The following is a 24,404-nucleotide window of genomic DNA, read 5'->3' as shown; positions in this document are numbered from 1 at the left end:
CGGCGTCGCAGGAACGCCCGAAAATCCTTAGGCGCCGATCCCGAGGATCAGGCCGACGCCGAAGCGCAGCACCTGATCGACGGCGACGAAGAACAGGCTCGCGACCACGACCATGATGAACACCATCATCGTGGTGACGGTGGTCTCCTTGCGGGTCGGCCACGTGACCTTGCGGGCCTCGTCGCGCACCTGACCCAGGAACTCCGCCGGGCCGACGCGCTTCGGCGCGGGGCGCGCCGGCGGGGCCGCGCGCGGGGGCGAGACGGGCGCCGCGCCGCGATTGGGTCCGCGCGCCGCGTCGGCTTTCTTGGTCGCTTCGTTCGATGCCATGGCGCAACTGAAACCGGACAGGGCTCCGGGAACCGCCGATCGCGGTGCGAGGACGTTGGTCCCACACCGACAGCATCTGAGGATCTCGGAATGCGCCCGCTCTAGCGCAAGTGATCCGGCTTGTCGATGGGGAGGAAAACAACCGCGGCGCGGCGGAGGCCGGGCCGGATGCGGGAGGCGCCGTGGCAAAAGTCGTCGCTAGAGCCGTGGCAGGAGTGGAGGGACTCGAACCCCCAACCCCCGGTTTTGGAGACCGGTGCTCTGACCAGTTGAGCTACACTCCTACGGCGCGCGCGGCGCGGCTCGCGTCATGCCGCAAGCGGCGGCTCAACGCAAGGGCGGCGAACGGGGAACGCCGTGATCGCCGGCCCCTACCCCTCGTCCTCGTCATCCGCGAACGGATAGGCCGCCTCGACCAGATAGGGGCCGCCGCCGCGGGAGGTGCGGGCCGAGAACAGGGCGGCGCGCCGCGCCGTGAAGGTGAGGCGCGGGAACACGCCCGCCTGCGTGAGCGTGCGCGCCACCGCCTCCGGCGTAGCCTCGCGGTTGAGGCGGGCGAGCGTGACGTGCGGGGTGAACTTGCGCCGCTCCGGCGCGGCGCCGGCCCGGCGGGCGATGCGCTCGTGCTCCTCCTGCAGGTCGGTCAGCTCCGGGCTCGGCACGACCGAGGCGTAGAGCGCCCGCGGCTTGTCCCCGCCGAAGCTCGCCAGCCCGTCGAGCGTCACGGTGAAGGGCGCCCGTGCCCGCGCTTCGGCGAGGCCCGCATCGAGATCGGCAGCGACCATCGCGTCGATCTCGCCGAGGAAGCGCAGGGTGATGTGGTAGTCGGACGGTTCGATCCAGCGCGCGCCGGGCAGGCCGCCGCGGAAGAACGACAGCCGCTCGGCGACCTCCGCCGGGATCTCGAGCCCGGTGAACAGGCGCGGCATCGCTACTGTCCCTTCTGCTCTTGGCCCTTCCGCTCCGGGCTCTGCCCCAGGCGGCCGAGGAAGGTCTCGACACTCGGCAGGATGCCCTCGACGACCCGCTCGACGCCCCTGGCGGTCGGGTGCAGCCCGTCATCCATGGTGTTGGCGCGCATGCCCGCCACGCCGTCGAGGAAGAACGGGTAGAGCACGAGGTCGTGCGCCTTGGCGAGGTCGGGATAGATCGCGTCGAACCGGGCGCGGTACTCCGTGCCGAGATTGGGCGCGGCCAGCATGCCGGCCAGCAACACCGGGATGTTGCGGGCCTTCAGCCGCGCGATGATCGTCTCCAGCGCCTTGCGGGTCACCGCCGGATCGGTGCCGCGCAGCATGTCGTTGGCGCCGAGTTCGAGGATCACGCCCTGCGTGCCGTCCGGCACCGACCAGTCGAGCCGGTCGAGCCCGCCGGTGCTGGTGTCGCCCGAGACCCCGGCATTGGCGATCTCGACCCGGTACCCCTTGGCCTTCAGCGCCCGCTCCAGCACCGCGGGGAAGGCGGCCTCGGCGGGCAGGCGGTAACCCGCGGTGAGGCTGTCGCCGAGCGCCACGAGCTTGAGCGGCGCCCCCTGCTCGGCCCGCGCAGGATCGGGCCGCAGGCCGGCGGCGCCGACGAGCGTGGCTGCGGCGAAGAGGAGCATCAGCGCGGCCCTGCGCCCGGGGCGGGGCGCCCCCACATCGGGTCCGCCCGCCTCGCGCCGGGCGCGTAAGCGTGACACAAGCCTGCCGGATCCGGCTTCCGCCTCGTTCGCGTGGTGCAAGACCGTGTCCTTTCGCTCGAACCTGCCCGTGTGGCCCGCAAGCCCTTAGCCCAGATCGGTCGGTGCCTGATGTCGAACAAGGCCGTCTCCCTGTCGCAGATCGAGCTGAGCCTCGGCCGCGGCCCCGCACGGGTGCATGTCCTGCGCGGCATCTCGCTCGATGTCGAGCGCGGCGAGGCGGTGGGGCTCGTCGGGCCCTCGGGCTCGGGCAAATCCACCCTGCTCACCGTGATGGCCGGGCTGGAGCGGCCCGATACCGGCCGCGTCATCATCGCCGACACCGATCTCGGCCAGCTCGACGAGGACGGGCTCGCGCGCTTCCGCGGCCGCAACATCGGCATCGTGTTCCAGGCCTTCCACCTCGTGCCGACCATGACCGCGCAGGAGAACGTGGCGCTGCCCCTCGAACTCGCCGGCGCGCCCGACCCGCACGGGCGGGCCGCGGCGGAACTGGAGGCGGTGGGGCTCGGCCACCGGCTGCGCCACTATCCGGCGCAGCTCTCCGGCGGCGAGCAGCAGCGGGTGGCGATAGCCCGCGCGCTCGCGCCCGATCCGGCGATCCTCGTCGCCGACGAGCCGACCGGCAACCTCGACGAGGCGACGGGGCGGCAGATCGTGGACCTGCTGTTCGGGCTCAAGCGCGACCGCGGCGCGACCCTGGTCCTGGTGACGCACGATTCCGGCCTCGCCCGGCTGTGCGACCGCACCGTGCGCCTGCGCGCCGGCCGGATCGAGGCGCCGGCGGAGACGCAGGGGACCTAAAAACAAAGCCTCCCGGCGCCGTGCGCGCGCCGAAAGGCAAGCATTGGCCGGATGTTGCAGCTGCCTGTTCGCGTACCGCCTCGGGCGGTGCGATCGGCAATCACAAAAAAATCAGGCGCTCAGCGGGGCACCGATCCGGGCGCGGAGCTGAGCCCGCAGGTTCTGGTTGGCGGCACTGCGGTCGGCATCGAGGGCCCACATCAGGCGCAGGAGCCGGCTGATCGGCAGCGCCCGGTCCTCGATAGCCTCGGCGACCTGCTGCTGCAGGGATTTCGAGGTCGTCATGAGCGTCTCGGCCGTGGTCTGCATGCGTCGAATCCGAAGCGGGCTCGCCCCCCCGCGGGGCGCGCTCTTAAACGGTTCCAAATCACAAGGCCATAGGTTTGCCGGCTCGCAGTTAGCGCTTCCTTGGACGGCGCCGAGGGTCCCTCACAACTTTTTGACGCCGGCTCATCAAAGGGCCGGCGTCAGGCGAGGGGCGAGCGCGCGTAGCCGTCGAGCAGATCCTGCGGATCGCGGTAGATCGCGACGCAGCCGGCGGCCGACAATTCGGCCTCCGGAAAGCCGCCGCACAGGACGCCGATGGTGGAAAGTCCAGCGCGCGCAGCCGCTTGCGCGTCGTAGGGCGTGTCGCCGACCACCATCACCCTCTCCTTGGGGAGGCCGGGGAGCTTGCTCAGCACCGCCTCGAAGATGTCGGGATGAGGCTTGGAGCGGTCGGCGTCGTCCGAGGTCGTGACCACGTCGACGAGATCGGTGATGCCGAGGATCTTCTGGTAGTTCTCGACCTCGTCGGCCTTGCCCGAGGAAGCGAGGGCGACGGTCTGGCCTGCATCGCGCACATGGCTGAGCAGGGCGCGCACCGCCGGGAACGGCTTGGCCTGCGCGAGATAGGTCCGCTTGAACAGATCCGAGCGGTAGGCTTCGATCGCCTCACCCTCGCGGGCGAGCCGCGCCTCGTCCACGAAGACCGGCAGCAGCTGGTCGCCGCCCTTGCCGATCTGGCGGCGGACGTCCGCCTCCTCCGTCCGGATCCCGAAATGGGCGAAGGCCTCGACCCAGGCGCGGGCGTGCAGATCGACGCTATCGAGCAGCGTGCCGTCGATGTCGAACACCACGGCCTTGATGCGAGCCGACATCCGGGAGGCGGCTCTCAGCGCGGGAAGAGGTGGAGGCCGTCGTCGGGCAGGAGGTTGCGAGCCGGTCCGCCGGTCTGCTGGCCGCCGCCCTGCTGGTAGTAGGGCAGTTCGGGGCGCCGGTCGTTGTCGCTGCCCGAATCGTATTGCCAGGGCGCATTCCACGGCGCCCGGCCGCTCACCGCCGGGACGGCGGGACCGGCGTAGAACGACTCGCCCGCCCGCAGCGGACCCGCCGCGGCGACGCCCGAGACCAGCATCGTGCCGAGGAAGACGGCAGCGGCCCCTCGTCCCATCAGCGCGCGCATCGCGTGTCCTTTTCCGAAACGTCGGATCAACCCGGGAACGCCCCGACCGCGGAGCGCGAAGGGAAACGGCCGAGCCGGCCCCCCGTTCCCTCTTCCCCGCGCCCTCGCCCCGCCGGTCCCGCCCTTCCGAAAAAGCGAAGCCCGCCGTCCCCGGGGGACGGCGGGCTCTCGAACCGCGTTCCTTTCGGTGACGCGGCTCAGTGGAGGACGACCGCCTCGGCTCCGGCGCGGGGCTTGGCCCGGCTGTCGGCCGGCTTGGCCTTCGCCGCCGACTTCGAGGGGGCCTTGGCATCGATCTTGGCCGCAGCCTTCGCCACCTTGGCGGCGGGCTTCTCGGCAGCCTTGGTCGACGTCTTCGTCGCAGCCTTGGCGGCCTTGGCGACGCCCGCCAGCACCTCGGCAGGAGCCCTTTCGGCAGCCTTGGCGCGGCTGGCGCGGGGCTTGGCGGCCTTGGCCGCCTCGGCCTCGATCGTCGCCGCCTTCGGGGCGTGCCGCAGCTCGGCCTCGGCCTGCAGCCAGTGGGCCTCGGCCCGGCCGAACACCCGGCCCTCGCCTTCCCAGATGTAGTAGGCGCGCTCGCGCACGCTGGTCTCGCACAGCACCATGTATCTCTCCCGGAATCGTCCGACGTGAGGTCGAACGATGGAAGTTCATGGTTAAGGGCCGGTTAACCGCGTTTCGCACCGCGGGAGAGGCGGCGGTGGTTCGCCCGCACCTTGCGGCGGTAGCCGGCCACCACCGTACCGTGGGAGGCGCCCGTGGCGAGCTGCATCGCCGCCTCGCCGGCCGCGAGCACCTTCTCGCTCACCATGCGCTGCGCCTCCACCTGCGCGGCGGTGCCGCCGGCCGCGAGCTTGGCCATGCGCAGGGCGATCACCGATTGCGCCTCGAAGGCGAGCAGGGTCGTGTCGAGACCGAGCTTCCACCACGTCGCGAACATCGAAGGGATCCTCTGGTCACCACGCGGCCTCGCCCCGAGCGGTCACGGCAAGCCACGCCTGCCTATGGCCGCGCCCGGGAACGAGGCAAAGACACAAGATCGAGACACGGGATCGAGCGCCGCCGTCCGGCCGCCGCCCGTCGGGGCGGCCGGCGGGGCCTCGGCGCTCAATCGAAGCTGCGGCCCTTGGCGGCGGAGCCGCCGAGGCTGATCTTGACCTTCTTCGGCTGGGGCGCCTGGGCGCTCCGGCCGCGCCCGGCCGGCACCTCGGCCTCCGGTGCCGCGGGGGCGGGCTTCAGCCGGGACTGGCCGTAGATCACCGAGCCGATCTCGCCCACCGCCCGGATCAGGTCGTCGCGCTCGCAGGCGCGGGCCACCTTCAGGCCGAGCTGGTGCATGTGGCTCTTGCCGTAGAGATAGGCGGCGAGCTTGGCCCGCGTCAGCGCCGGGATCGTCTCGAGGATGTAGGGCAGGTCGTACTCGTCGGCGCGGTAGACCTCGCCGAGCAGTTCGAGGGAGACCGGGCATTCCGGATCGACGGTCGCGCCGGTGGTCGGGTGGGCCTGGGTCATGGGTCACCTGCTGGCGGTGCAAAGGGCGATGGAGGGAGCGATGGAGAGGGTGACGAAAGCGGCGAAGGCATGTCGGAGGCCGGAGCTTCCGCCACGGAAGACGGCATGAACGCCTGAAGGGCAGAACGCCCGGCGAGGCATCCGGTGCAGACCGAGGCGATCGCGATCCGCGCGCGCCGGTCGCTGCGCTCCCAGGCGGATTCCTTGCGCGCGGATCCTGCGGAAAGCGGACCGCCCGTCGGTCCGGTGGCCGCAGCCCCGTCGAGCCGGGCGTCCGGGTTGGCGCGGATCCGCAGGTAGAGCGGCTCCTGCGCCCGGACGGCGGGGATCGGGCCGCACAGAATCCCGAACAGGACCGCCGCGAGGAACGCGCTGCGCCGCGGCCGCGCCGGGGCCGTCCGCCGCGCGGCGCGGCCTGTCATACGGTTTCCGGTTGATCGCTTCGGTTTCTCCTCCGTCATTGCGAGGCGAAGCCGTGGCAATCCAGGGCGCGACCTTTCCGGATCGGTCGCGCCCTGGATCGCTTCGGCTCCGCCTCGCGATGACGGGATTGGACAAGGCCCGAGGTGATCAACCGGGAACCGTATCAGGCGGTCCGTTCTCATGCCGGTCGTCATGCGGATCGCGGGTCTCGCCGTGGCGGTTGCGGGCGCCGGTCCCCGCGTCGCGGGCGTCCGGGCCGAGCAGGATCGGCCGGGATGGTCAACAAGACCTTAACCGCAGGATCCGCGCGAGGCGAGACACCGCCGCGCGAAACCGCCATGCAAAGTCGCCACGCGAACCCGCAACGCGAAAAAGCCCGGCACGCGGCCGGGCTTCTCCGAAGAACTCCGGCGATCCGATGAGGGATCGCCGAGGCTCCCGATCTTAGTACGAGCCGAACTTGTAGTTCAGGCCGGCGCGGACGACGGCGAACTCGGTGTCGCGCACCTGCTGGCCGCCGCTGACGAGCACGACGCCCGGGCTGGTCACGGAGACGGTGCGGCCCGCGTTGTCGACCGCGAAGGCGCCGCGGCCGCCGGAGTTGCGGTCGAGGTTCACGTAGAGGCCTTCGACCTTCAGCGTGACGGCCGAGGACTTGAAGAAGTTCAGGAACGAGTCGGTCGGGAGAGCGTACTCGACGCCGCCGCCGGCAACCCAGCCGGTCTGGAAGTCGTTGCTCGACACGCCGGTGCCGAACTCGCGACCGCCGCCGGAGCCGTAGGCGAAGCCGCCGGTGCCGTACACGAGGGTGCGGTCGAAGGCGTAGCCGAGGCGACCGCGGACGGTGCCGAAGAAGTCGAGGCCGGACAGGCCGCCGGGATTGAACACCTGCTGGGCGGCCAGCGGGCTGGTGGTGAGGAAGCGGTTCCGGTCACGGCCGAAATCGGCGTACTGGGCGTCCGCCTCGACGCCGATCACGACGCCCGAGCCCGGGGTGAACTGATAGTTGTAGCCGATCTGGCCACCGCCGACGAAGCCCTCGTTGGACTCGCGGTTGCTGAAGGCCACCACGGCGGTGGTGCCCGGGGGCACGAGCAGGGAGGCCGGGCCGACGCCGATCACGGTCGGGACGCGGTCGTCCTGGGTGCCGAAGCCGTAGCCGGCGTTGAAACCGGCGTAGAAGCCCGTCCAGGTGAAGACCGGCACCGGCTGGAACACCGGGGGCGGCGCGGCGCGGCGCGGCAGGTCGGCGGCCGAGGCGGTGACCGTGGCGGCCAAAGTGGCGGCAACGAGCGCGCTCGAAGCGAGAAGCAGGCTTTTCATCGTGTCGTGTCCTGGTTTGGCGGGAGCCGGTGTTGGTGTGAAGTGGTCCGGGGGTCCGCCCCGGTATCCGTCGCCCTCCTGCGATGAAGCGATGAATGCACCCGAACCCGTCAACGAAAGGTGAAGCTTACCCGGCCGTGAGCACACGATCAGACTCGATGTGTCATGGCGCACATCGATGGCTCGTCTTGTCGAAATCCAGCAACAGTCAAATCCTCGCAAGAAATCTGATGCCAATACGGTTAACGACGTGTTGCCTCTTCGCGTAAGCCGGCATTAACCCTGTTCGGGCGATCCTCCACCGTGCCGACGCCCGCTCCCGGAGCCGGCCCGACGGATTGCGCTGCTCATGTCCCTCGATTCCGGCTCGCCCCGACCGCGCGGTCCCCTCGCCTGGTCGATCAAGATGTCGCTGATCCTCGGTCTCGGCGCCACGGCCCTCGCCCACCACGTCGCCAAACCGGTCCCCAAGCCGGCCGCGCAGGCGATCGATCCCGAGGTGACCGGCTCGATCGGGACCAGCGCGCAGGCCACGAGGCTCGACCCCTGCACCCTCCGCGGCAGCCTCGGCCCGAGCCCGCGACACTGACGGCGAGGTCCGCGGCCAAGACCGCAGCCAAGAGCGCGGCCGAGCGGGCGTTCGCGCGGGCATCCGTGATGGCGAAGCGGCGGAAACGGCGCCTCGCGTGCGCTCAAGACGGTCGCGGGATGCTCACGGCGCAACCGTACCCGGCCCGCGCGGGCAGCGGCTGCGGAGGCGCGGTCGATTGACAAGCAGGCAGAGGGGTCTAAGTGTCGCGCGCGTTCGGACGCGTGACGGCGTACCGCGCACGGCTCTCGCGATCATCCGCCGGCGCGAGCTCTGAGCCCCTGATCGGCCCACTCCACGCGCGCAAATGGTTTCCCACACCCGATGTCTTTCGCCGATCTTGGACTGAGTGACAAGGTACTCCAAGCCGTCTCCGCGGCCGGCTACACCGAGCCGACGCCGATCCAGGCCCAGGCGATCCCGCACGTGCTCGCCCGGCGCGACGTGCTCGGCATCGCCCAGACCGGCACCGGCAAGACCGCCGCCTTCACCCTGCCGATGCTGACCATGCTGGAGACCGGCCGGGCGCGGGCCCGCATGCCGCGCACGCTGATCCTCGAGCCGACCCGCGAACTCGCGGCGCAGGTCGAGGAGAATTTCGAGCGCTACGGCACCAACCACAAGCTCAACGTGGCGCTGATCATCGGCGGCGTCTCCTTCGCCGACCAGGACGCCAAGCTCACCCGCGGCACCGACGTGCTGATCGCGACGCCGGGCCGCCTGCTCGACCATTTCGAGCGCGGCAAGCTGCTGCTCACCGGCGTCGAGCTCCTCGTCATCGACGAGGCCGACCGGATGCTCGACATGGGCTTCATCCCCGACATCGAGCGCATCGTGAAGATGGTGCCCTTCACGCGCCAGACGCTGTTCTTCTCCGCCACCATGCCGCCGGAGATCGAGCGGCTGGCGGACATGTTCCTGCACAACCCGCAGCGGGTCGAGGTGGCACGTCCCGCCTCCACCGCCACGACCATCGAGCAGCGCCTCGTGGCCACGGGCTCCGAGGGCCACGAGAAGCGGAAGGTTCTGCGCCACCTCATCCGTTCGGCGAGCGAGCTGCAGAACGGCATCATCTTCTGCAACCGCAAGCGCGACGTCGCCCAGCTCCAGCGCTCGCTGACGAGCCACGGCTTCAACGCGGCGGCGCTCCACGGCGACATGGACCAGCGCGCCCGCATGGCCGCGCTGGACGGCTTCCGCACCGGCGAGACGCCCCTGCTCGTCGCCTCGGACGTCGCCGCCCGCGGCCTCGACATCCCGGCGGTGAGCCACGTCTTCAACTTCGACGTGCCGCATCACCCGGAGGACTACGTCCACCGGATCGGCCGTACCGGCCGCGCCGGCCGTTCGGGCCAGGCCTTCACCCTGGCGAGCCGCGCCGACGAGCGCTCGCTCTCGGCGATCGAGAGCCTGATCGGCCGGCCGATCGAGTGGCTCGACGGCGATCTCGCGAGCCTGCCCGAGGACGCGGAGGGCGACGAGCCGCGCCGCCGCCGCGGGACCCGCCGGGTCAAGGGTGCGGAGAGGGGTGGCGAGAGGGGCAGCGAGAGAGGCTCCGAGAAGGGCGGCGAGCGGGCGGCCGAGCGGCCGAGCGAGACCCGCTCGCGCGGCGGCCGGCGTTCGGCCTCCGACCGCGGCCGGGGCGAGGAGGCCCGCCGCGAGCCGGTCCGCGAGCCGGAGCCGGTCTCCCCGGCCCGCGAGGCCGCCCGGAGCGCCCCCGAGCGGCCCCGCTCCGAGCGCCGTCCCCCGCGCCGCGATGAGGACGACGACACGCCGGTCGGCCTCGGCTCGCACGTGCCGGCCTTCCTGCTGAAGCCGACCGGGTTCGGGAAGAGCAAGTAGCGTCCGCGCCCGTCGTCGATGACGGCGGCGGGCCTTTTGCGTGCCCGCCGGATGCCCTCTCGGGCGGCGCCCGCCGCGCCGTCCCGGGCGGAGGAGCCGCGGTCGGCGAACCGGGCGTTTTGTGAGCGCTCTTAACGTCCTGGCGAGGTTCTGAGGCGACACTCCGGGGAAGCGGACGACGCGGGCGGTGTGCCCCGTCCGCAGGAGCCTACGTCACCGGATGAGCCACGGCCCCGATCTCGACCGTGATCGCAGTTTCGTGCTCGCGCAGCGCAGCTTCGAGCTGATGCGCGACTATTGCGCCTGCGCCACCCCGCGGGCCTACGCCGTCTGGTACCTCTACGTGTCCGGCGCGCAGCCGCTGATGAACGACGCGATCAAGCGTCTCACCACGCAGAACGGCACGCTGACGAGCACCGACATCGAGGGATTGCACGACACCTATATCGACGGGCGCCGCCTCGCGGTGGAGGTGGACCGGATGAATTCGAGCCTCATCGCCGAGGTCGAGGGCATCATGGAGATGATCGAGGTCTCGATCCGCTCCACCACCCAGTACGGCGAGTCGCTCCAGGCCCTGTCCCAGGACATCGCCAACACCGCCACGACCCGGGCGCGCCTGCGCGAGATCGTCACCACGATCATCGCCAACACCCGCGACGTGACCGCCAACAACCGCACCCTCGAAGCGCGGATGCGCGAGAGCCGCAGCGAGATCGAGGGCCTGCGCGAGACGCTGGAGGCAGCCCGCCTGGAGAGTCTGACCGACGCCCTGACGGGTCTCGGCAACCGCAAGAGCTTCGAGACCGCGCTGCACCGGGCCTGCGACGCGCCCGCCCAGGCGGGCCGGTCGACGAGCCTGATCGTCCTCGACATCGACTCCTTCAAGCGCTTCAACGATCTCTACGGCCACCTGACCGGAGATCAGGTGCTGCGCCTCGTCGCCATCGTCATGCGCGAGCATGTGGCGCAGCCGGGTGCGACGCTCGCCCGCTTCGGCGGCGAGGAATTCGCCATCGTCCTGCCGGAGACGGATCTGGCCGAGGCCCGCGCCGTCGCCGAGCGGGTGCGCACCAGCGTGACCGGCCGCGAGCTCGTGAAGCGCTCGACGGGCGAATCGCTCGGCAAGGTCACCGTCTCGCTCGGCGTCGCGACCCGGCGCGAGGACGACAACGCCGTCTCCCTGCTGGAGCGGGCGGATGCCTGCCTGTTCGCTGCCAAGCGCGCCGGCCGCAACCGCACCCTCGACGAGACCGAGGCGGCGCTCCTGCGCGACGTGGCCTGAGGCGCCCCTGCGCCGAAGCCTCGCCCGATCAGGCCGAGGCGCCGGCCGCCAGGCGTTCCGGGTTCGCGGGGGTGATCGCCACGGACTCGCCGCAGCCGCAGGCCGAGGTCTGGTTCGGGTTGTTGAACACGAACTGCGACGACAGCTTGGTCGTCTGGAAATCCATCTCGGTGCCGAGCAGGAACAGCACGGCCTTCGGGTCGATGAACACGGTCACGCCCCGGTCCTCGATCACGTCCTCGCCGGCTTTCCGCTCCTCGGCATATTCCATCGTGTAGGACATGCCGGCGCAGCCGCCGTTCTTCACGCCGACGCGCAGCCCCGCGATGGGGCGCTCGGCATCGGCCATGATCGCCTTCAGCCGATCCGCCGCGCGGTCGGTCAGCGTGATCACCTTGAAACCTGACATCGTCGTCTCTCTCCTGCGGCCGGGTTCAAGGCCCGGGCGGGTGAGTCTTCTTCGGGTGCTTCGAGAGATAAGCACTCCGCCGCCGCCGGTCCACCGGTGCACCGGGCGCACGGATCGATTGCAGCCGTGCTATGCTCAATCGGTGACGGAGGATGCGATGGCCGATCCTGCGCGGCGCCGGATGACGCCGGACGCGTTTTTCGCGTGGCACGCGGCACAGGACGGCCTCTACGAACTCGTCGAGGGCGTGCCGGTGCTGCACGCGAAGCGGCTGGACGCGGTAAGCCGTTCGCACGACTGCGCGACCGTGAACATCATCGTCGCGCTTCACGGATGCCTGCGCGGCGGCATGTGCCGGCCCACCACCAGCAACCTCGCGATCCGAACCGGCCCCGCGACGCTCCGACGGCCGGACGTGACGGTCGAATGTGCGCCGCTGATCCGCGACACCTTCGAAAACCGCTCGCCGCGTCTCGTCGTCGAGGTCCTGTCGCCCTCGACAACCGACATCGACCGCTTCCGCAAACTCGACGAGTATCGGCGCCACCCGAGCCTCGCCTACATCCTTCTGGTCGAGACACGCTTCCCCAGCGCCGTGCTCTACCGGCGCGAGGGGGAGGACTGGGCCGAGGAGAGTTTCGAGGGACTCGATGCCGTGATCGCGCTGCCCGCCATCGGCGCGCACCTCGCGCTGGCCGACATCTACGAGGATGTCCGCTTCGAGCCGGGACGCATGATCCCGACGCGCTGAGGCCCTACCACATGTCGAGCGCGATGCGGGCCTCGTCGGACATCCGGCTCTGGTCCCACGGCGGGTCGAACACCATCGTCACCTGGCAGGACTGCACGCCCGGCACCGCCGCGACCGCGTTCTCGACCCAGCCCGGCATCTCGCCGGCCACGGGGCAGCCCGGCGCGGTCAGGGTCATGTCGATCAGCACCCGCCGGTCGTCCTCGATCTGCACCCGGTAGATCAGGCCGAGTTCGTAGATGTCGGCGGGGATCTCGGGGTCGTAGACGGTCTTCAGCGCGGCGACGATGTCGTCCGTCAGGCGGTCGATCTCCTCCGCGGGAATCGCGGAGGCGGCCGCGAGGGCGGGGGTGTTGGTGCCGCCGGTGATGGTGGCGTCGGTGCTCATCGGATCACTCCTTCCGGCCCCCTGCGCGGGGGCCGAAACTTCCAAAACGATCAGGCGAACAGCATCTCGGCCTTGGCCAGGGCCTCGGCGAGCGCGTCGATCTCTTGCGTCGTATTATACAGGCCGAACGAGGCGCGACAGGTGGAGGTGACGCCGAAGCGGGCGAGCAGCGGCATGGCGCAGTGGGTGCCCGCCCGCACCGCCACGCCCTGGCGGTCGATCACCGTGGCGATGTCGTGGGCGTGCGCGCCCTTCACCTCGAAGGCGATGACCCCGCCCTTGTCGCGGGAATTGCCGATCTGGCGGATCGCGTTCATCGCGCCGAGGCGCTCCTGCGCGTAGGCCGTCAGCATCGCTTCATGCGCGGCGATCCTGTCGCGGCCCAGTTCCATCATGAATTCCAGCGCCGCGCCGAGGCCCACCGCCTCGATGATCGCCGGCGTGCCCGCCTCGAAGCGGTGCGGCGGGTCGTTGTAGGTGATCGCGTCCTGGCTCACCGTGCGGATCATCTCGCCGCCGCCCTGGTAGGGGGGCAGCCGGTCGAGCCACGCCTTCTTGCCGTAGAGCACGCCGATGCCGGTCGGCCCGTAGACCTTGTGGCCGGTGAAGACGAAGAAGTCGCAGTCGAGCGCGCGGACGTCGACCGGGCGGTGCACCGCGCTCTGCGCCCCGTCGAGCAGCACCGGCACGCCGTGGGCGTGGGCGATGCGCACGATCTCCTCGGCCGGCGTCACCGTGCCGAGCACGTTCGACATGTGGGTGATCGCCACCATCTTCGTGCGCGGCGTGAAGAGTTTTTCGTACTCTTCGATCAGGAAGTTGCCATCGTCGTCCACCGGCGCCCACTTGATCACCGCCCCGCGCCGCTCGCGCAGGAAATGCCAGGGCACGATGTTGGAGTGGTGCTCCATGATCGAGAGGATGATCTCGTCTCCCTCCCCGATCAGGCCGGCCCAGCCCATCGACGAGGCCACGAGGTTGTAGGCTTCCGTCGCGTTGCGGGTGAAGATGATCTCGTCGGTCGAGGCGGCGTTGAGGAACTGCCGCGTGGTCTCGCGGGCGCCCTCGAACCCCTCGGTCGCGGCGTTGGCCATGTAGTGCAGGCCGCGGTGGACGTTGGCGTAGCCGGTCTCCATGCAGGAGACCATGGCGTCGATGACCCGCTTCGGCTTCTGCGACGAGGCGGCGTTGTCGAGATAGACCAGCGGCTTACCGTAGACCTTCTCCGAGAGGATCGGGAATTCCCGACGGATTGCCTCGACGTCGTAGGGGGTGGATGCGGTCATTCAATGCGGCTCGCGAAAAACCCTCCCCCCTCTGCGGGGGAGGGTGCCTCGCGGAGCGAGGCGGGAGAGGGGAAACCCCGGTCCTCGATGGCCGCGCCGATCGCGTCCATCACCGCACCGAGATTGCTGAGAACCAGATCCGTCGAGAAGCGCAGGACGAGGAAGCCCTGGGCGGTCAGCCAAGTATCGCGGGCTTCGTCGCGCCGCCGGCGGTCGTCCGTCTCATGCACCGGACCGTCGATCTCCACGACCAGCTTGGCCGATGCACAAAAGAAGTCGGCGATGAACGGCGCGATCGGCACCTGACGCTTGAACTTGGCACCGCGAAACCGGCCGCCGCGCACCTGCTCCCAGAACAGGGCCTCGGCGCGCGGCATGTCGCGGCGCTGCGCGCGGGCGAAGCGGCGCAGGCGGGGGGAGACCTCGTTGAGCTTGGGGCGCTTGTCCATGACCCGCCTCCGCTTCCGAAACCCCTCTCCCCTCCGCGGGAGAGGGTGGCCCCCGAAGGGGGTCGGGTGAGGGGAGCGCCGCTTCCGGAAAGACCTGAGCCGGCCCCTCTCCCGCCCGCTCCGCGGGCACCCTCCCCCACGGAGGGGGGAGGGTATGGCGGTGCGCCCTACCCTCTTGCCGCCAGCCAAGCCTCGATACCGGCGATCAGCGCGTCGCGCGCGCCCTCGTGCGTGACCGTCTCCACCGCCTCGCCGACGAAGGCCTGGACCAGCAGGCTCTCGGCGAGGCTGCGCGGCAGGCCGCGGGCCATGAGGTAGAACAGAAGGTCCTCGTCCGGCGCGCCGCAGGTGGCGCCGTGGCCGCAGGCGACGTCGTCGGCGAAGATCTCCAGCTCCGGCTTGTTCATCATCTGACCGTCGTCGGTCAGGAGCAGGCAGTCGGACTTCATCTTGCCGTCGGTCTGCTGCGCGACCTGGCGGACGATGATCTTGCCCTGGAACACGCCGGTGGCATCGCCGTCGATCACCGTCTTGAACATCTCGCGGCCGATGCCGCCCGTCGCCGCGTGGTCGGCGAGCAGGGTCGAATCCGCGAGCTGGCCGCCACCCAGCAGGGCCGCGCCGTTGACGACCGCGTTGGCGTCCTCGCCCGCGACGTGCAGGTAGATCTGGTGGCGCGAGAGCTTGGCACCGGTGACGAGGTTGACGGTCTCGAGCTGCGCCCGGGCGTCGAGCCGCACGGAGAGCGTCGAGAGGGCGATGGCCCCGTCTCCCTCCCGGTTGAGCCGGGTGTGGCGGAAGGCGGCGTCCGCGCCGATGCGCACGTCGAGCGCGTCGTTGGGCTGGTAGGTCAGCCCGGCCGGCCCCTCGTGGCTCTCCAGCAGGAAGAACTCGGACGCCGCGCCGAGCTCGACCAGCACGCGGGTCGCCGTCGAGAAGGCGGCCTCGCCGGTGCCGACGAAGCGCAGGTGGACCGGCGTCGCCGGCTTGGCGCCGGGGGCGACCGAGATCAGCGCGCCGTCCGCCAGGAAGGCGGTGTTGAGCTGGTAGATCGGGTTCTCGCGCACCTGCTCGACGGGGGCGAGCAGCTTCAGGCGGGCATCGCCCGCCGCCAGCGCCGCGTTGAGCGGGGCGACCGTCACGCCTTCGGGCAGACGGTCGAGGTCGGAGAGCGCGGCGACGAGGTGACCGTTGACGAAGGTGAGGCGCACGGCCTCGACCTCGGCGAAGCCCTTCGCGGCCGCGGCGGCGGTCCGGGCGGCCGCCTCGGACGGCGCCTCGGCGGGCGGGGCGGCTTCCGTGATGGCGGCGCGCAGATCCGTGTACTTGAACGCCTCGACCCGGCGGCTCGGCAGGCCGGTCGCCTCGAAGAAGCGGAACGCCTCCTCGCGGCTGATGGCCTGGTCGCTGGCGAAGGCCTTGCGCGAGGACTCGAACAGCTTCGAGAGCCCGGCCTCGGCGGGGGAGCGGAGATTGGTGACGTCGGCCATCACGCAGCCTCGCTCGCGCGGTACTCGGCGTAGCCGCTCGCCTCGAGCTCCAGCGCCAGCTCCTTGCCGCCCGACTTCACGATCTGGCCCCGCGACATGACGTGCACGGTATCGGGCACGATGTGGTTGAGGAGCCGCTGGTAGTGGGTGATGACGAGGAAGGACCGCCCCTGCGCCCGCAGCGCGTTCACGCCCTCGGAGACGATGCGCAGCGCATCGATGTCGAGGCCGGAATCGGTCTCGTCGAGCACGCAGAACTTCGGCTGCAGCAGCGCCATCTGGAGGATCTCCATGCGCTTCTTCTCGCCGCCGGAGAAGCCGACGTTCAGCGCCCGCTTGAGCATCTCCTTGTTGATCTCGAGCTTGTCGGCGGCCGCGTTCACCGCGCGGATGAAGTCGGGCGTCGAGAGCTCGTCCTCGCCCCGCGCCTTGCGCTGCGCGTTGAGGCAGGCCTTGAGGAAGGTCATGGTGCCGACGCCCGGGATCTCCAGCGGGTACTGGAAGGCCAGGAAGATGCCGGCGGCGGCGCGCTCGTCCGGGGCCATCTCCAGCACGTTCTGCCCGTCGAGCAGGATCTCGCCGTCGAGAACCTCGTAGTCCTCCTTGCCGGCGATGACGTAGGAGAGCGTCGACTTGCCCGAGCCGTTCGGGCCCATGATCGCGGCGACCTCGCCGTCGTTCACGGTGAGGTTCAGGCCGTTGAGGATGCGGTTGTCCTCGATCTGCACGACGAGGTTTTTGATCTCAAGCATCGTTTGATAGTCCTAAATCGATTCCGATGACCGTCCCTCCCCCCTCTGCGGGGGAGGGTGGCCCCTGCGTCAGCAGGGGTCGGGAGAGGGGAGCGCCCTTTCCGGAAAGGACGCGACGGGCGCCACTTCCGGCACCGTCGCGCTGCCCCTCTCCCGCCTGCTCCGCAGGCACCCTCCCCCGCGGAGGGGGGAGGGAAAAGGGCGTGCTTTTTACTGAACCGTCAGCCCACCGAGCCTTCGAGGCTGATCGAGATCAGCTTCTGGGCCTCCACTGCGAACTCCATCGGCAGCTGCTGCAGCACGTCGCGGACGAAGCCGTTGACGATGAGCGCGGTCGCCTCCTCCTCGGAGAGGCCACGCTGCTGGCAGTAGAATTTTTGATCTTCCGAGATCTTCGACGTCGTCGCCTCGTGCTCGAACACGGCGCTCGCGTTCTTCGACTCGATGTAGGGCACGGTGTGCGCCCCGCACTGGTCGCCGATCAGGAGCGAGTCGCAGTTGGTGAAGTTGCGGGCGCCCTTCGCCTTCCTGTGGGCCGAGACGAGACCCCGGTAGGTGTTCTGCGAGCGGCCCGCGGAGATGCCCTTCGAGATGATCCGGCTCGTCGTGTTCTTGCCGAGATGGATCATCTTGGTGCCGGAATCGACCTGCTGCATGCCGTTCGACACCGCGATCGAGTAGAATTCGCCGCGCGAGTCGTCGCCCCGGAGGATGCAGGACGGGTACTTCCAGGTGATCGCCGAGCCGGTCTCGACCTGCGTCCACGAGATCTTCGAGCGGGCGCCGCGGCAATCGCCGCGCTTGGTCACGAAGTTGTAGATGCCGCCCTTGCCCTCGTTGTCGCCGGGGTACCAGTTCTGGACGGTCGAGTACTTGATCTCGGCATCCTCCAGCGCCACCAGCTCGACCACCGCGGCGTGGAGCTGGTTGTCGTCGCGCTTCGGCGCGGTGCAGCCCTCGAGATACGAGACGTAGCTTCCCTTGTCGGCGATGATCAGCGTGCGCTCGAACTGGCCGGTATCGCGCTCGTTGATGCGGAAGTAGGTCGACAGCTCCATCGGGCAGCGCACGCCCGGCGGGATGTAGACGAACGAGCCGTCGGAGAAGACCGCCGAGTTGAGCGTGGCGAAGAAGTTGTCGGTGACCGGCACGACCGAGCCGAGGTACTGCTTCACGAGATCCGGGTACTCGCGGATGGCCTCCGAGATCGGCATGAAGATCACGCCGGCCTTCTCCAGCTCCTTGCGGAAGGTGGTGGCCACCGAGACCGAGTCGAACACCGCATCGACCGCGACGCGGCGCTCGGGGGCGATGCCCTCCAGCATCTCGACCTCGCGCAGGGGGATGCCGAGCTTCTCGTAGGTCTTCAGGATCTCGGGATCGATCTCGTCGAGCGATTCCGGGCCTTTCCGCTTCGGCGCGGCGTAGTAGTAGATGTTGTTGTAATCGACCCGGTCATAGGACACGCGCGCCCATTCCGGCTCCTTCATCGTGAGCCAGCGCTTGTAGGCGTCGAGGCGCCATTCGAGCATCCATTCCGGCTCGTTCTTCTTGGCCGAGATGAAGCGGATCACGTCCTCGGAGAGGCCCTTCTCGGACTTCTCCATCTCGATCACGGTCTCGAAACCGTACTTGTACTGGTCGATGTCGATCGAACGGACCCGATCGATGGTCTCCTGCACTGCAGGCATTCAACGTCTCCTGACCTACTCCGGTGTCAAGGACCGGGGGTTTCCAACGACACGGCGGGTGGTCCGCCGAAAAATGGCTTGGGCGGGCGGCGCTGAGCGGTCCTCAGGCTGCCTGCCCTCGCCGCTGATATAGGGACGAAACGACCCGTTCGAACCCCGCAACGAAGCGTGACAGGTCATCCGCGCGCGAATTCCAGCCGAAGCTGACGCGCAGCGCCCCTGCGGCGAGCGCAGGGCTCACGCCCATCGCCGCGAGCACGGGGGAGCGGGCCACCTTGCCCGAGGCGCAGGCCGAGCCCGACGAGACCGACAGGCCGGCGAGATCGAGGGCGATCAGCGCCGCGGCGGCCTCCAAACCCGGCACGGCGAAGAGGAGGGTGTTGGGCAGGCGCGGCGCGCCCGCGCCGAACACGACCATGTCCGGGGCGAGCGCCCGAAGCTGCGCTTCGAGTCCGTCGCGCAGCCCGGCGAGCCGCACGCCCTCTCCGGCGAGGGCGTCGCGGGCGATCCGGGCCGCCTCGCCCATGCCGACGATGCCCGACACGTTCTCGGTGCCGCCGCGCAGGCGCGCCTCCTGGCCGCCGCCGCGCAGGAAGGGCGCCTCCAGGCTCACGCCCTCGGCCAGCACCATCGCGCCGACGCCCTTCGGCGCGGCGAACTTGTGGCCCGACAGGGTCAGGGCGTCGAGGCCGAGGGCGGACACGTCGAGCGGGATCTTTCCGACGGCCTGCACCGCGTCGCTGTGGACGAGGGCCTGCCCGTGGGCGCGGGCGAGCCGGACGATCGCGTCGAGGGGCTGGACCACCCCGGTCTCGTTGTTGGCGGCGTGGACCGAGACCAGCACGGCCTCGTCGCGAACAGCGTCGAGCCGGGCCGCCAGCACGTCGAGCCGCAGCAGGCCGGCCTCATCCACCGGCAGCACCTCGACCTGCCCGGGGGCAAAGCGGTGGCCGGCGGCGACGCAAGGGTGCTCGGTGGCCGAGAGCATCAGGCGCGTGGGGGCCGGCATCCCCTGCCGGCGCAACGCGCCGGAGAGCACGGCGTTGGCGGCTTCCGTGCCGCCGCTGGTGAAGGTGACCCGTTCAGGCGCCGTCCCGACGAGGGCGGCGAGCCGGATCCGCGCCGTCTGCAGGGCGTGGCGCGCCGCGCGGCCCTCTTCGTGAATGGAGGACGGATTGCCGGGCCATTCGAGGGCGCGCGCGACCACGGTCGCGACCTCCGGACGCACCGGGGAGGTCGCGTTGTGATCGAGATAGCTGCGCCCGCCTGAGGTCATCCTGCCGTTGCGCTCCGTATCGTCCTGCCAATCCTGATTTTCTTGATTTCGCCCCCCTCCCCCGTGCTAAGCCGCGCGAAACGCGCCTCATACATCGCAGGTCGGGGTCCGACGAACAGTTTAGAATTATTCTAATCGCCTAGAATTATTCTAAGAGGCTTGTAGGTGGCGCGCGCAACGAGTCAAGCCGTGACCGGCTCAGCCTCCCTGCCTTCTCGGGGGTGAGGGTCGGATCATCTCGAGGACACCATGCCCGAAGTCATTTTCTCCGGCCCCGCCGGCCGCCTCGAAGGCCGCTACCAGGCCCCGAAGAAGAAGGGGGCGCCGATCGCGATCGTGCTCCATCCGCACCCCCAGTTCGGGGGCACGATGAACAATCAAATTGTGTACAATCTTTTCTACACCTTCGCCAACCGCGGATTCGCAGCCCTGCGCTTCAATTTCCGCGGGGTCGGCCGCAGCCAGGGCGCGTTCGACCACGGCTCGGGCGAGCTGTCCGACGCGGCCGCCGCCCTCGACTGGGTGCAGTCGGTCAACCCGGAGGCGAAGTCCTGCTGGATCGCGGGCGTGTCGTTCGGCTCGTGGATCGGCATGCAGCTCTTGATGCGCCGCCCGGAGATCGAGGGCTTCATCTCGATCGCCGCCATGGCCAACCGCTACGACTTCACCTTCCTCGCGCCCTGCCCCTCCTCCGGCCTGTTCGTGCACGGCTCGGAAGACCGGGTGGCGCCGGCCCGCGAGGTGATCCCGGTGATCGAGAAGGTGAAGACGCAGAAGGGCGTCATCATCGAGCACCAGATGGTCGAGGGCGCCAACCACTTCTTCGACGGCAAGGTCGATGAGCTGACCCAGACGGTCGACACCTATCTCGACAAGCGGCTCGGGGCGAAGACCGAGGCGGCGTGAGGCGGGAGGCCCTTATGCGTCGCATCTCTCCATGAGGAGGCATGCGAGCCGATGGGGGAGAACGAGCGTACGATCTGGGACGATGCGAAGAACGAGCGCAACATTGCGGCCCACCGGATCGACTTCGCCGACCTCGACGGGGCGTTCGACGGCCGCTTCGCGCTGGTGGCCGAAGACAAGCGGCGCGATTACGGCGAACCGCGCTTCAACATGCTGGTCGAATTGTTCGACGTGGTTTTGAATATCACGTTCACGCAGCGCCTGCTCAAGTACCGGATTATCTCGGCGCGCCTGGCGAATCGGAGGGAGAGGAGGGCGTATCGTGGGAGACAACAAGACAGCTAAGGCCGTGACCCGCGGTACCGATTGGGCTGCTCTGCGCGCCCTGCCCGAGGAGACGGTCGAGCGTCTCGCCTCCGATGACAGGGACAACCCGGCCACGGACGAAAGCCACTGGGCCGAGGCCGGGATCGGGCTTCCGGTCGGCAAGACCTCCGTCCACGCCAGCTTCGACCGCGACGTTGTCGCGTTCTTCAAGCGCGGCGGCCGCGGCTATCAGGACCGTATGAACGCCGTGCTGCGTCGCCACATGGAGGCGGAGCGGCGAGAATCTGCGAATCCGAGCAACATCAACCCGACGAAAGCCGAGACGACCGCGACCGGGCCGAAAAATCCGACGTGACGACGTTACGATTTCGTGTCGGACATGCGGTGTCCGCTCAACAAGTGAGCATCGACACGTGCCGTCATTCGCGCGCCAATGTTCCCCGAAACCGCCGGAAACAGCGGTGACCGGATAAGCGCGCCGTTCCCCTCGACGGCGCCAGGGATTGAGGCCTGCGGCCTCACGCCGCCCGCGCCATCGGTTCGGCCGGCGCGTGCACCACCGGCACGGCGGGCGCGCCCTCCCATTCCGAGTGCGCCGGGATCGACTCGCCCTTCATGACGATGGTGAGCGGGCGCAGCCGCGCGTAGTCGCCGACCCTGGTGTCGTAGAGGACGGTCGAGAAGGCCCCGACCGAGACGCCGCGCCCGACCACGACCCGGCCGACCTTCATGATGCGGTCCTCGTAGAGGTGGGTCTGGAGCGCCGCCGAGCGGTTGATGGCGGCGAAATCGCCGATCTCGACGCAGTCGAACTCGGTGATGTCGGTCATCAGCAGGCAGGCGCCCCGGCCGACCTTGACGCCGAAGAGCCGCAGCACCCAGGGCAGGAACGGCGTGCCCATCAGGTGCTCCAGCAGCACCTTGCCGGCCAGCCCCCAATAGGCGACCGCGATGGCCTCGGTGCGCATCGCCCACCACGACCACATCGGCCGCATGCCGGGGCGGTAGACGCCCATCAGCAGCCATTTGAGGGCGATGACGCTGCTCGTCTGGATCAGCGCGATGACGACGCTCGCGAGCACGAAGGCGACGCCGAGCCCGACCCAGTCCCCTTCGAGGATCTCGGGGTAGAACACCCAGTCGATCGCGCAGATGGCGAGGGAGATGTAGAGCATCGGCGAGAACGAGGTGGCGAAGGCCTCGAACAGGCCGCGCCGGAGCTTGGCCCAGACGCTCGGCTCGAAGGTCTGGGCGTGCGAGCCGAGATCGACCTTCTGGCGCACCGGCAGGCGGATCGGCGGCGAGCCGAACCACGTCTCGCCCGGCCCCATCGCCGCGTTGGCCGGCGGCTTCGACTTGATGCCGATCAGCACGTCGTCGGGCAGCCGCGTGCCCGGCGGCAGCACGCCGTCGTTGCCGACGAAGACGCGGGCGCCGGTCTCGACGGTGTGGAGGTGCATCCAGCCGCGGCGGATCTCCTCCTCGCCGACCACCACCTCGTCGGCGATGAAGTTGTTGGCGCCGATCGAGACGAGGTCGTGGCGCGAGCCGAGATTGGTCGAGATCTCGGCGCCCCGGCCCATCCTGGCCCCCATCAGCCGGTACCACGCCCGCATGTAGACGGTGGCGAACAGCGAGGAGAGCGTCTCCAGCGTCACCTCGGAGGCGAGCGCCACCAGCCACTTGCGGAGGTAGAAGCCCGACCAGATCGAGTAGGTGCCGTGGGTCGCCCGCGGCAGCACCGCCCAGCGGATGGCGGCGATGAGCAGCACGGTGCCCGCCGTCATCAGCATGGCGGTGGGCCAGGTCAGCAGCGGCAGGTAGGCGTGGTAGTCGACGTCGGTGATCTCGGAGAGGTTATCGGAGATCTGGTCGAAGATGTAGAAAGCCGGGAAGATCGGCAGCAGGCCGACCGCCGGCACCGCCGCGAGCAGGAAGGCGTAGACCGCGCCGAAGGCCGCCCGGCGGGCGGGCGAGGCGGTGGCGGGCTCAGGGAGCGCGGAGAAGTCGACGGTGCCGACCCGGCGGCCGGGCGAGCCGTCCCAGGCCTCGGCCGGGCCGATCTCGGTGCCCGCCGGCACGGTGGTGAGGTCGGCGATCTCGGCGTGGTCGCCGATCACCGCGCCGGGGCCGATGACGCAGGAGGCGCCGATGGCGACGTCCGCGCCGATCGTGACGGGGCCGATGACGAGTTCGTTGCCCACGACCTCGGCGTTGGCGATGACGAGCCGCCCGCCGAGCGAGGCGCCGCGGCCGATGGTGAGCAGGTCGGCCGCGCCGACATCGAGGTCGGAGATCAGCACGTCGTCGCCGATCTTCGCGCCGAGCAGCCGCAGATAGGCGACGATGGCGGGCGAGCCCTGGAGCCACTTGATGTGGACCAGCGGCGTCAGGCGCTGCGCCAGCCACCAGCGGTAATAGTAGACGCCCCAGAGCGGGTAGCGGCCGGGTCGCGTCCGCCCGAGGATCAGCCACTTGGCGGCGATCGCCACCGAGGCCGTCACCGCGTTGATGCCGATATAGACGAGCAGGAGGACGCCGAGCTCGCCCCAGAAGCCGAGGCCGCCGCCGGTCAGCAGCAGGTAGGTGACGAAGATGCCGAGCCACTGCGAGGTGGCGAGCGCGATGACGAAGGGGAGTGCCGCCGCCTGCGCCAGCCCGCACAGGGCCCGGCGCAGGAGCGGGGGCGGGTCGAAGCTCAGGTCGCGGATCGCGGTCTGCGCGCCGACGCCGCCGGTGCGCTCGATCAGGCTGGCGGCCATCGCCCGGAGCGTGCGCCCGGCATAGACGTCCTGCAGGGTGATGGCAGCGAGCGCGGGCGTCTCGCGCACCGCGCCGACGAAGCGGGCGGCAAGCAGCGAGTGGCCGCCGAGTTCGGAGAAGAAGTCCGCCTCGAACCCGACCGGCCCGTCGCCGAACACCTTTTTGGCGGCGGCCAGCAGCGCGGCCTCGGTCTCGTTGTCGGGGGCTTCCTGCTCGCCCTCCGCCACCGCGACCGTGAGCGGGGCGCCCCGCAGCGCCTTGCGGTCGACCTTGCCGGAGGTGAGCCGGGGCAGGCTCTCCACCGTCTCGAAATGGCCGGGCACCATGTAGGGCGGCATCTGCGCCGCCAGATTCTTTCGGAGCGCCGCGCGGTCGAGCGCGGCCCCGCGCTCGGGCACGAGGAAGGCGACGAGGCGGTCGACCTCGTCGTCGCGCCGCAGCACCACCGCCGCCTGGTTGACGCCTGCCTCGCCGCGGATGCGGGCCTCGATCTCGCCGAGTTCCACGCGAAAGCCGCGGATCTTGACCTGATCGTCGATGCGGCCGTGGAAGAGGATGTCGCCGGCCTCCGTCATCGAGACCGCGTCGCCGGAGCGGTAGAGGACCGGGTCGGTCCCGTCGGACGAGTAGGGGTTGGCGACGAACTTTTCCGCCGTCAGCTCGGGCCGCTTCAGGTAGCCCGC

Annotated in this window: 27 protein-coding genes and 1 tRNA gene; 8 read left to right on the top strand and 20 right to left on the bottom strand. The window is 69.9% G+C overall.

Annotated elements, in window-relative coordinates; translation table 11 throughout:
* Nucleotides 1-27 precede the first annotated feature (27 nt).
* The 4 genes from secE to ABS772_RS22610 all read right to left on the bottom strand — a co-directional run bounded on the left by secE (nt 28) and on the right by ABS772_RS22610 (nt 1,933).
* Nucleotides 28-330 (bottom strand): preprotein translocase subunit SecE, encoded by a 303-nt coding sequence (secE, locus tag ABS772_RS22625; protein WP_350396957.1) that lies wholly within the window; start codon nt 328-330, stop codon nt 28-30.
* Nucleotides 331-537: 207 nt separating this feature from the next.
* A tRNA-Trp gene (locus tag ABS772_RS22620) sits at nt 538-614 on the bottom strand.
* Between the two features lie 87 nt (nt 615-701).
* Entirely contained in the window at nt 702-1,259 is a 558-nt protein-coding gene (thpR, locus tag ABS772_RS22615) for an RNA 2',3'-cyclic phosphodiesterase (protein WP_350396956.1), read from the bottom strand.
* A gap of 2 nt (nt 1,260-1,261) precedes the next feature.
* Nucleotides 1,262-1,933 (bottom strand): arylesterase, encoded by a 672-nt coding sequence (locus ABS772_RS22610; RefSeq protein WP_350396985.1) that lies wholly within the window; start codon nt 1,931-1,933, stop codon nt 1,262-1,264.
* 189 nt (nt 1,934-2,122) lie between these two features.
* Between ABS772_RS22610 and ABS772_RS22605 the strand changes: the two genes are divergently transcribed.
* Nucleotides 2,123-2,815, top strand: a complete 693-nt coding sequence (locus ABS772_RS22605) for an ABC transporter ATP-binding protein (protein WP_350396955.1) — start codon at nt 2,123-2,125, stop codon at nt 2,813-2,815.
* 111 nt (nt 2,816-2,926) lie between these two features.
* On the opposite strand, the gene ABS772_RS22600 is transcribed toward ABS772_RS22605, so the two are convergent.
* The 7 genes from ABS772_RS22600 to ABS772_RS22570 form a co-directional block, all read right to left on the bottom strand.
* A complete protein-coding gene (locus ABS772_RS22600; protein ID WP_238256371.1) occupies nt 2,927-3,124 on the bottom strand; it encodes a hypothetical protein in 198 nt (65 codons plus the stop codon).
* 158 nt (nt 3,125-3,282) lie between these two features.
* Nucleotides 3,283-3,954, bottom strand: a complete 672-nt coding sequence (locus ABS772_RS22595) for an HAD family hydrolase (RefSeq protein WP_350396954.1) — start codon at nt 3,952-3,954, stop codon at nt 3,283-3,285.
* 14 nt (nt 3,955-3,968) lie between these two features.
* Nucleotides 3,969-4,259 (bottom strand): hypothetical protein, encoded by a 291-nt coding sequence (locus ABS772_RS22590; RefSeq protein ID WP_350396953.1) that lies wholly within the window; start codon nt 4,257-4,259, stop codon nt 3,969-3,971.
* Nucleotides 4,260-4,456: 197 nt separating this feature from the next.
* A complete protein-coding gene (locus tag ABS772_RS22585) occupies nt 4,457-4,864 on the bottom strand; it encodes a DUF2934 domain-containing protein (protein WP_350396952.1) in 408 nt (135 codons plus the stop codon).
* A gap of 62 nt (nt 4,865-4,926) precedes the next feature.
* Entirely contained in the window at nt 4,927-5,199 is a 273-nt protein-coding gene (locus ABS772_RS22580) for a hypothetical protein (RefSeq protein ID WP_350396951.1), read from the bottom strand.
* Nucleotides 5,200-5,366: 167 nt separating this feature from the next.
* The gene (locus ABS772_RS22575; RefSeq protein WP_350396950.1) at nt 5,367-5,771 is read right to left on the bottom strand and encodes a hypothetical protein; all 405 of its coding nucleotides are present in this window, start codon (nt 5,769-5,771) and stop codon (nt 5,367-5,369) included.
* An 867-nt stretch (nt 5,772-6,638) separates the two neighbouring features.
* Nucleotides 6,639-7,517: an outer membrane protein gene (locus tag ABS772_RS22570; protein WP_238258379.1), complete on the bottom strand. Its 879-nt coding sequence runs from the start codon at nt 7,515-7,517 to the stop codon at nt 6,639-6,641.
* A gap of 349 nt (nt 7,518-7,866) precedes the next feature.
* Between ABS772_RS22570 and ABS772_RS22565 the strand changes: the two genes are divergently transcribed.
* The 3 genes from ABS772_RS22565 (at nt 7,867) to ABS772_RS22555 (ending at nt 11,233) form a co-directional block, all read left to right on the top strand.
* Nucleotides 7,867-8,106: a hypothetical protein gene (locus ABS772_RS22565; RefSeq protein WP_350396949.1), complete on the top strand. Its 240-nt coding sequence runs from the start codon at nt 7,867-7,869 to the stop codon at nt 8,104-8,106.
* Between the two features lie 324 nt (nt 8,107-8,430).
* A complete protein-coding gene (locus ABS772_RS22560; protein WP_350396948.1) occupies nt 8,431-9,948 on the top strand; it encodes a DEAD/DEAH box helicase in 1,518 nt (505 codons plus the stop codon).
* Between the two features lie 220 nt (nt 9,949-10,168).
* Nucleotides 10,169-11,233 carry a GGDEF domain-containing protein gene (locus ABS772_RS22555; RefSeq protein ID WP_350396947.1) on the top strand — a complete coding sequence of 355 codons (1,065 nt, stop codon included), beginning with the start codon at nt 10,169-10,171 and terminating at the stop codon, nt 11,231-11,233.
* Between the two features lie 28 nt (nt 11,234-11,261).
* Here the strand turns inward: ABS772_RS22555 and ABS772_RS22550 are convergent, their stop codons facing one another.
* Complete coding sequence (locus ABS772_RS22550; RefSeq protein WP_238258386.1) at nt 11,262-11,642, bottom strand: HesB/IscA family protein; 381 nt, start codon at nt 11,640-11,642, stop codon at nt 11,262-11,264.
* A gap of 157 nt (nt 11,643-11,799) precedes the next feature.
* On the opposite strand from ABS772_RS22550, the gene ABS772_RS22545 reads away from it, so the two are divergent.
* Nucleotides 11,800-12,393 (top strand): Uma2 family endonuclease, encoded by a 594-nt coding sequence (locus ABS772_RS22545; protein ID WP_350396946.1) that lies wholly within the window; start codon nt 11,800-11,802, stop codon nt 12,391-12,393.
* A gap of 4 nt (nt 12,394-12,397) precedes the next feature.
* Here the strand turns inward: ABS772_RS22545 and ABS772_RS22540 are convergent, their stop codons facing one another.
* The 7 genes from ABS772_RS22540 to ABS772_RS22510 form a co-directional block, all read right to left on the bottom strand.
* On the bottom strand, nt 12,398-12,781 hold the full coding sequence (locus tag ABS772_RS22540; protein WP_350396945.1) for an SUF system Fe-S cluster assembly protein: 384 nt from the start codon (nt 12,779-12,781) through the stop codon (nt 12,398-12,400).
* A gap of 50 nt (nt 12,782-12,831) precedes the next feature.
* On the bottom strand, nt 12,832-14,067 hold the full coding sequence (locus ABS772_RS22535; protein ID WP_350396944.1) for a cysteine desulfurase: 1,236 nt from the start codon (nt 14,065-14,067) through the stop codon (nt 12,832-12,834).
* Nucleotides 14,064-14,516: an endonuclease domain-containing protein gene (locus ABS772_RS22530; RefSeq protein WP_350396943.1), complete on the bottom strand. Its 453-nt coding sequence runs from the start codon at nt 14,514-14,516 to the stop codon at nt 14,064-14,066. Before ABS772_RS22530 ends, ABS772_RS22535 begins: the two co-directional genes overlap by 4 nt.
* 167 nt (nt 14,517-14,683) lie before the next feature.
* Complete coding sequence (locus ABS772_RS22525; RefSeq protein WP_350396942.1) at nt 14,684-16,006, bottom strand: SufB/SufD family protein; 1,323 nt, start codon at nt 16,004-16,006, stop codon at nt 14,684-14,686.
* A complete protein-coding gene (gene sufC, locus ABS772_RS22520) occupies nt 16,006-16,758 on the bottom strand; it encodes a Fe-S cluster assembly ATPase SufC (protein WP_238257269.1) in 753 nt (250 codons plus the stop codon). The genes ABS772_RS22525 and sufC overlap by 1 nt, the downstream gene beginning before the upstream one ends.
* A gap of 221 nt (nt 16,759-16,979) precedes the next feature.
* Nucleotides 16,980-18,449 (bottom strand): Fe-S cluster assembly protein SufB, encoded by a 1,470-nt coding sequence (sufB, locus tag ABS772_RS22515; RefSeq protein ID WP_238257268.1) that lies wholly within the window; start codon nt 18,447-18,449, stop codon nt 16,980-16,982.
* Nucleotides 18,450-18,552: 103 nt separating this feature from the next.
* Nucleotides 18,553-19,725: a cysteine desulfurase family protein gene (locus ABS772_RS22510; RefSeq protein ID WP_350396941.1), complete on the bottom strand. Its 1,173-nt coding sequence runs from the start codon at nt 19,723-19,725 to the stop codon at nt 18,553-18,555.
* A gap of 249 nt (nt 19,726-19,974) precedes the next feature.
* Here ABS772_RS22510 and ABS772_RS22505 point away from each other — a divergent pair, with 249 nt between their 5' ends.
* The 3 genes from ABS772_RS22505 to ABS772_RS22495 are packed head-to-tail and all read left to right on the top strand — an operon-like array spanning nt 19,975 to nt 21,313.
* Nucleotides 19,975-20,631: an alpha/beta hydrolase gene (locus ABS772_RS22505; RefSeq protein ID WP_017484188.1), complete on the top strand. Its 657-nt coding sequence runs from the start codon at nt 19,975-19,977 to the stop codon at nt 20,629-20,631.
* Nucleotides 20,632-20,682: 51 nt separating this feature from the next.
* Nucleotides 20,683-20,976: a BrnT family toxin gene (locus ABS772_RS22500; RefSeq protein WP_350396940.1), complete on the top strand. Its 294-nt coding sequence runs from the start codon at nt 20,683-20,685 to the stop codon at nt 20,974-20,976.
* Nucleotides 20,954-21,313, top strand: coding sequence for a BrnA antitoxin family protein (locus ABS772_RS22495; RefSeq protein WP_350396939.1), 360 nt, complete (start codon nt 20,954-20,956; stop codon nt 21,311-21,313). The genes ABS772_RS22500 and ABS772_RS22495 overlap by 23 nt, the downstream gene beginning before the upstream one ends.
* Nucleotides 21,314-21,476: 163 nt before the next feature.
* Here ABS772_RS22495 and ABS772_RS22490 read toward each other — a convergent pair.
* Nucleotides 21,477-24,404: Pls/PosA family non-ribosomal peptide synthetase (locus ABS772_RS22490; RefSeq protein WP_350396938.1), on the bottom strand; the 2,928-nt coding region annotated here is incomplete at its 5' end.

The organism is Methylorubrum podarium (assembly GCF_040270385.1).
GTDB classification, from domain to species: domain Bacteria; phylum Pseudomonadota; class Alphaproteobacteria; order Rhizobiales; family Beijerinckiaceae; genus Methylobacterium; species Methylobacterium podarium.
This window is presented reverse-complemented; position numbering and strand designations above follow the sequence as displayed.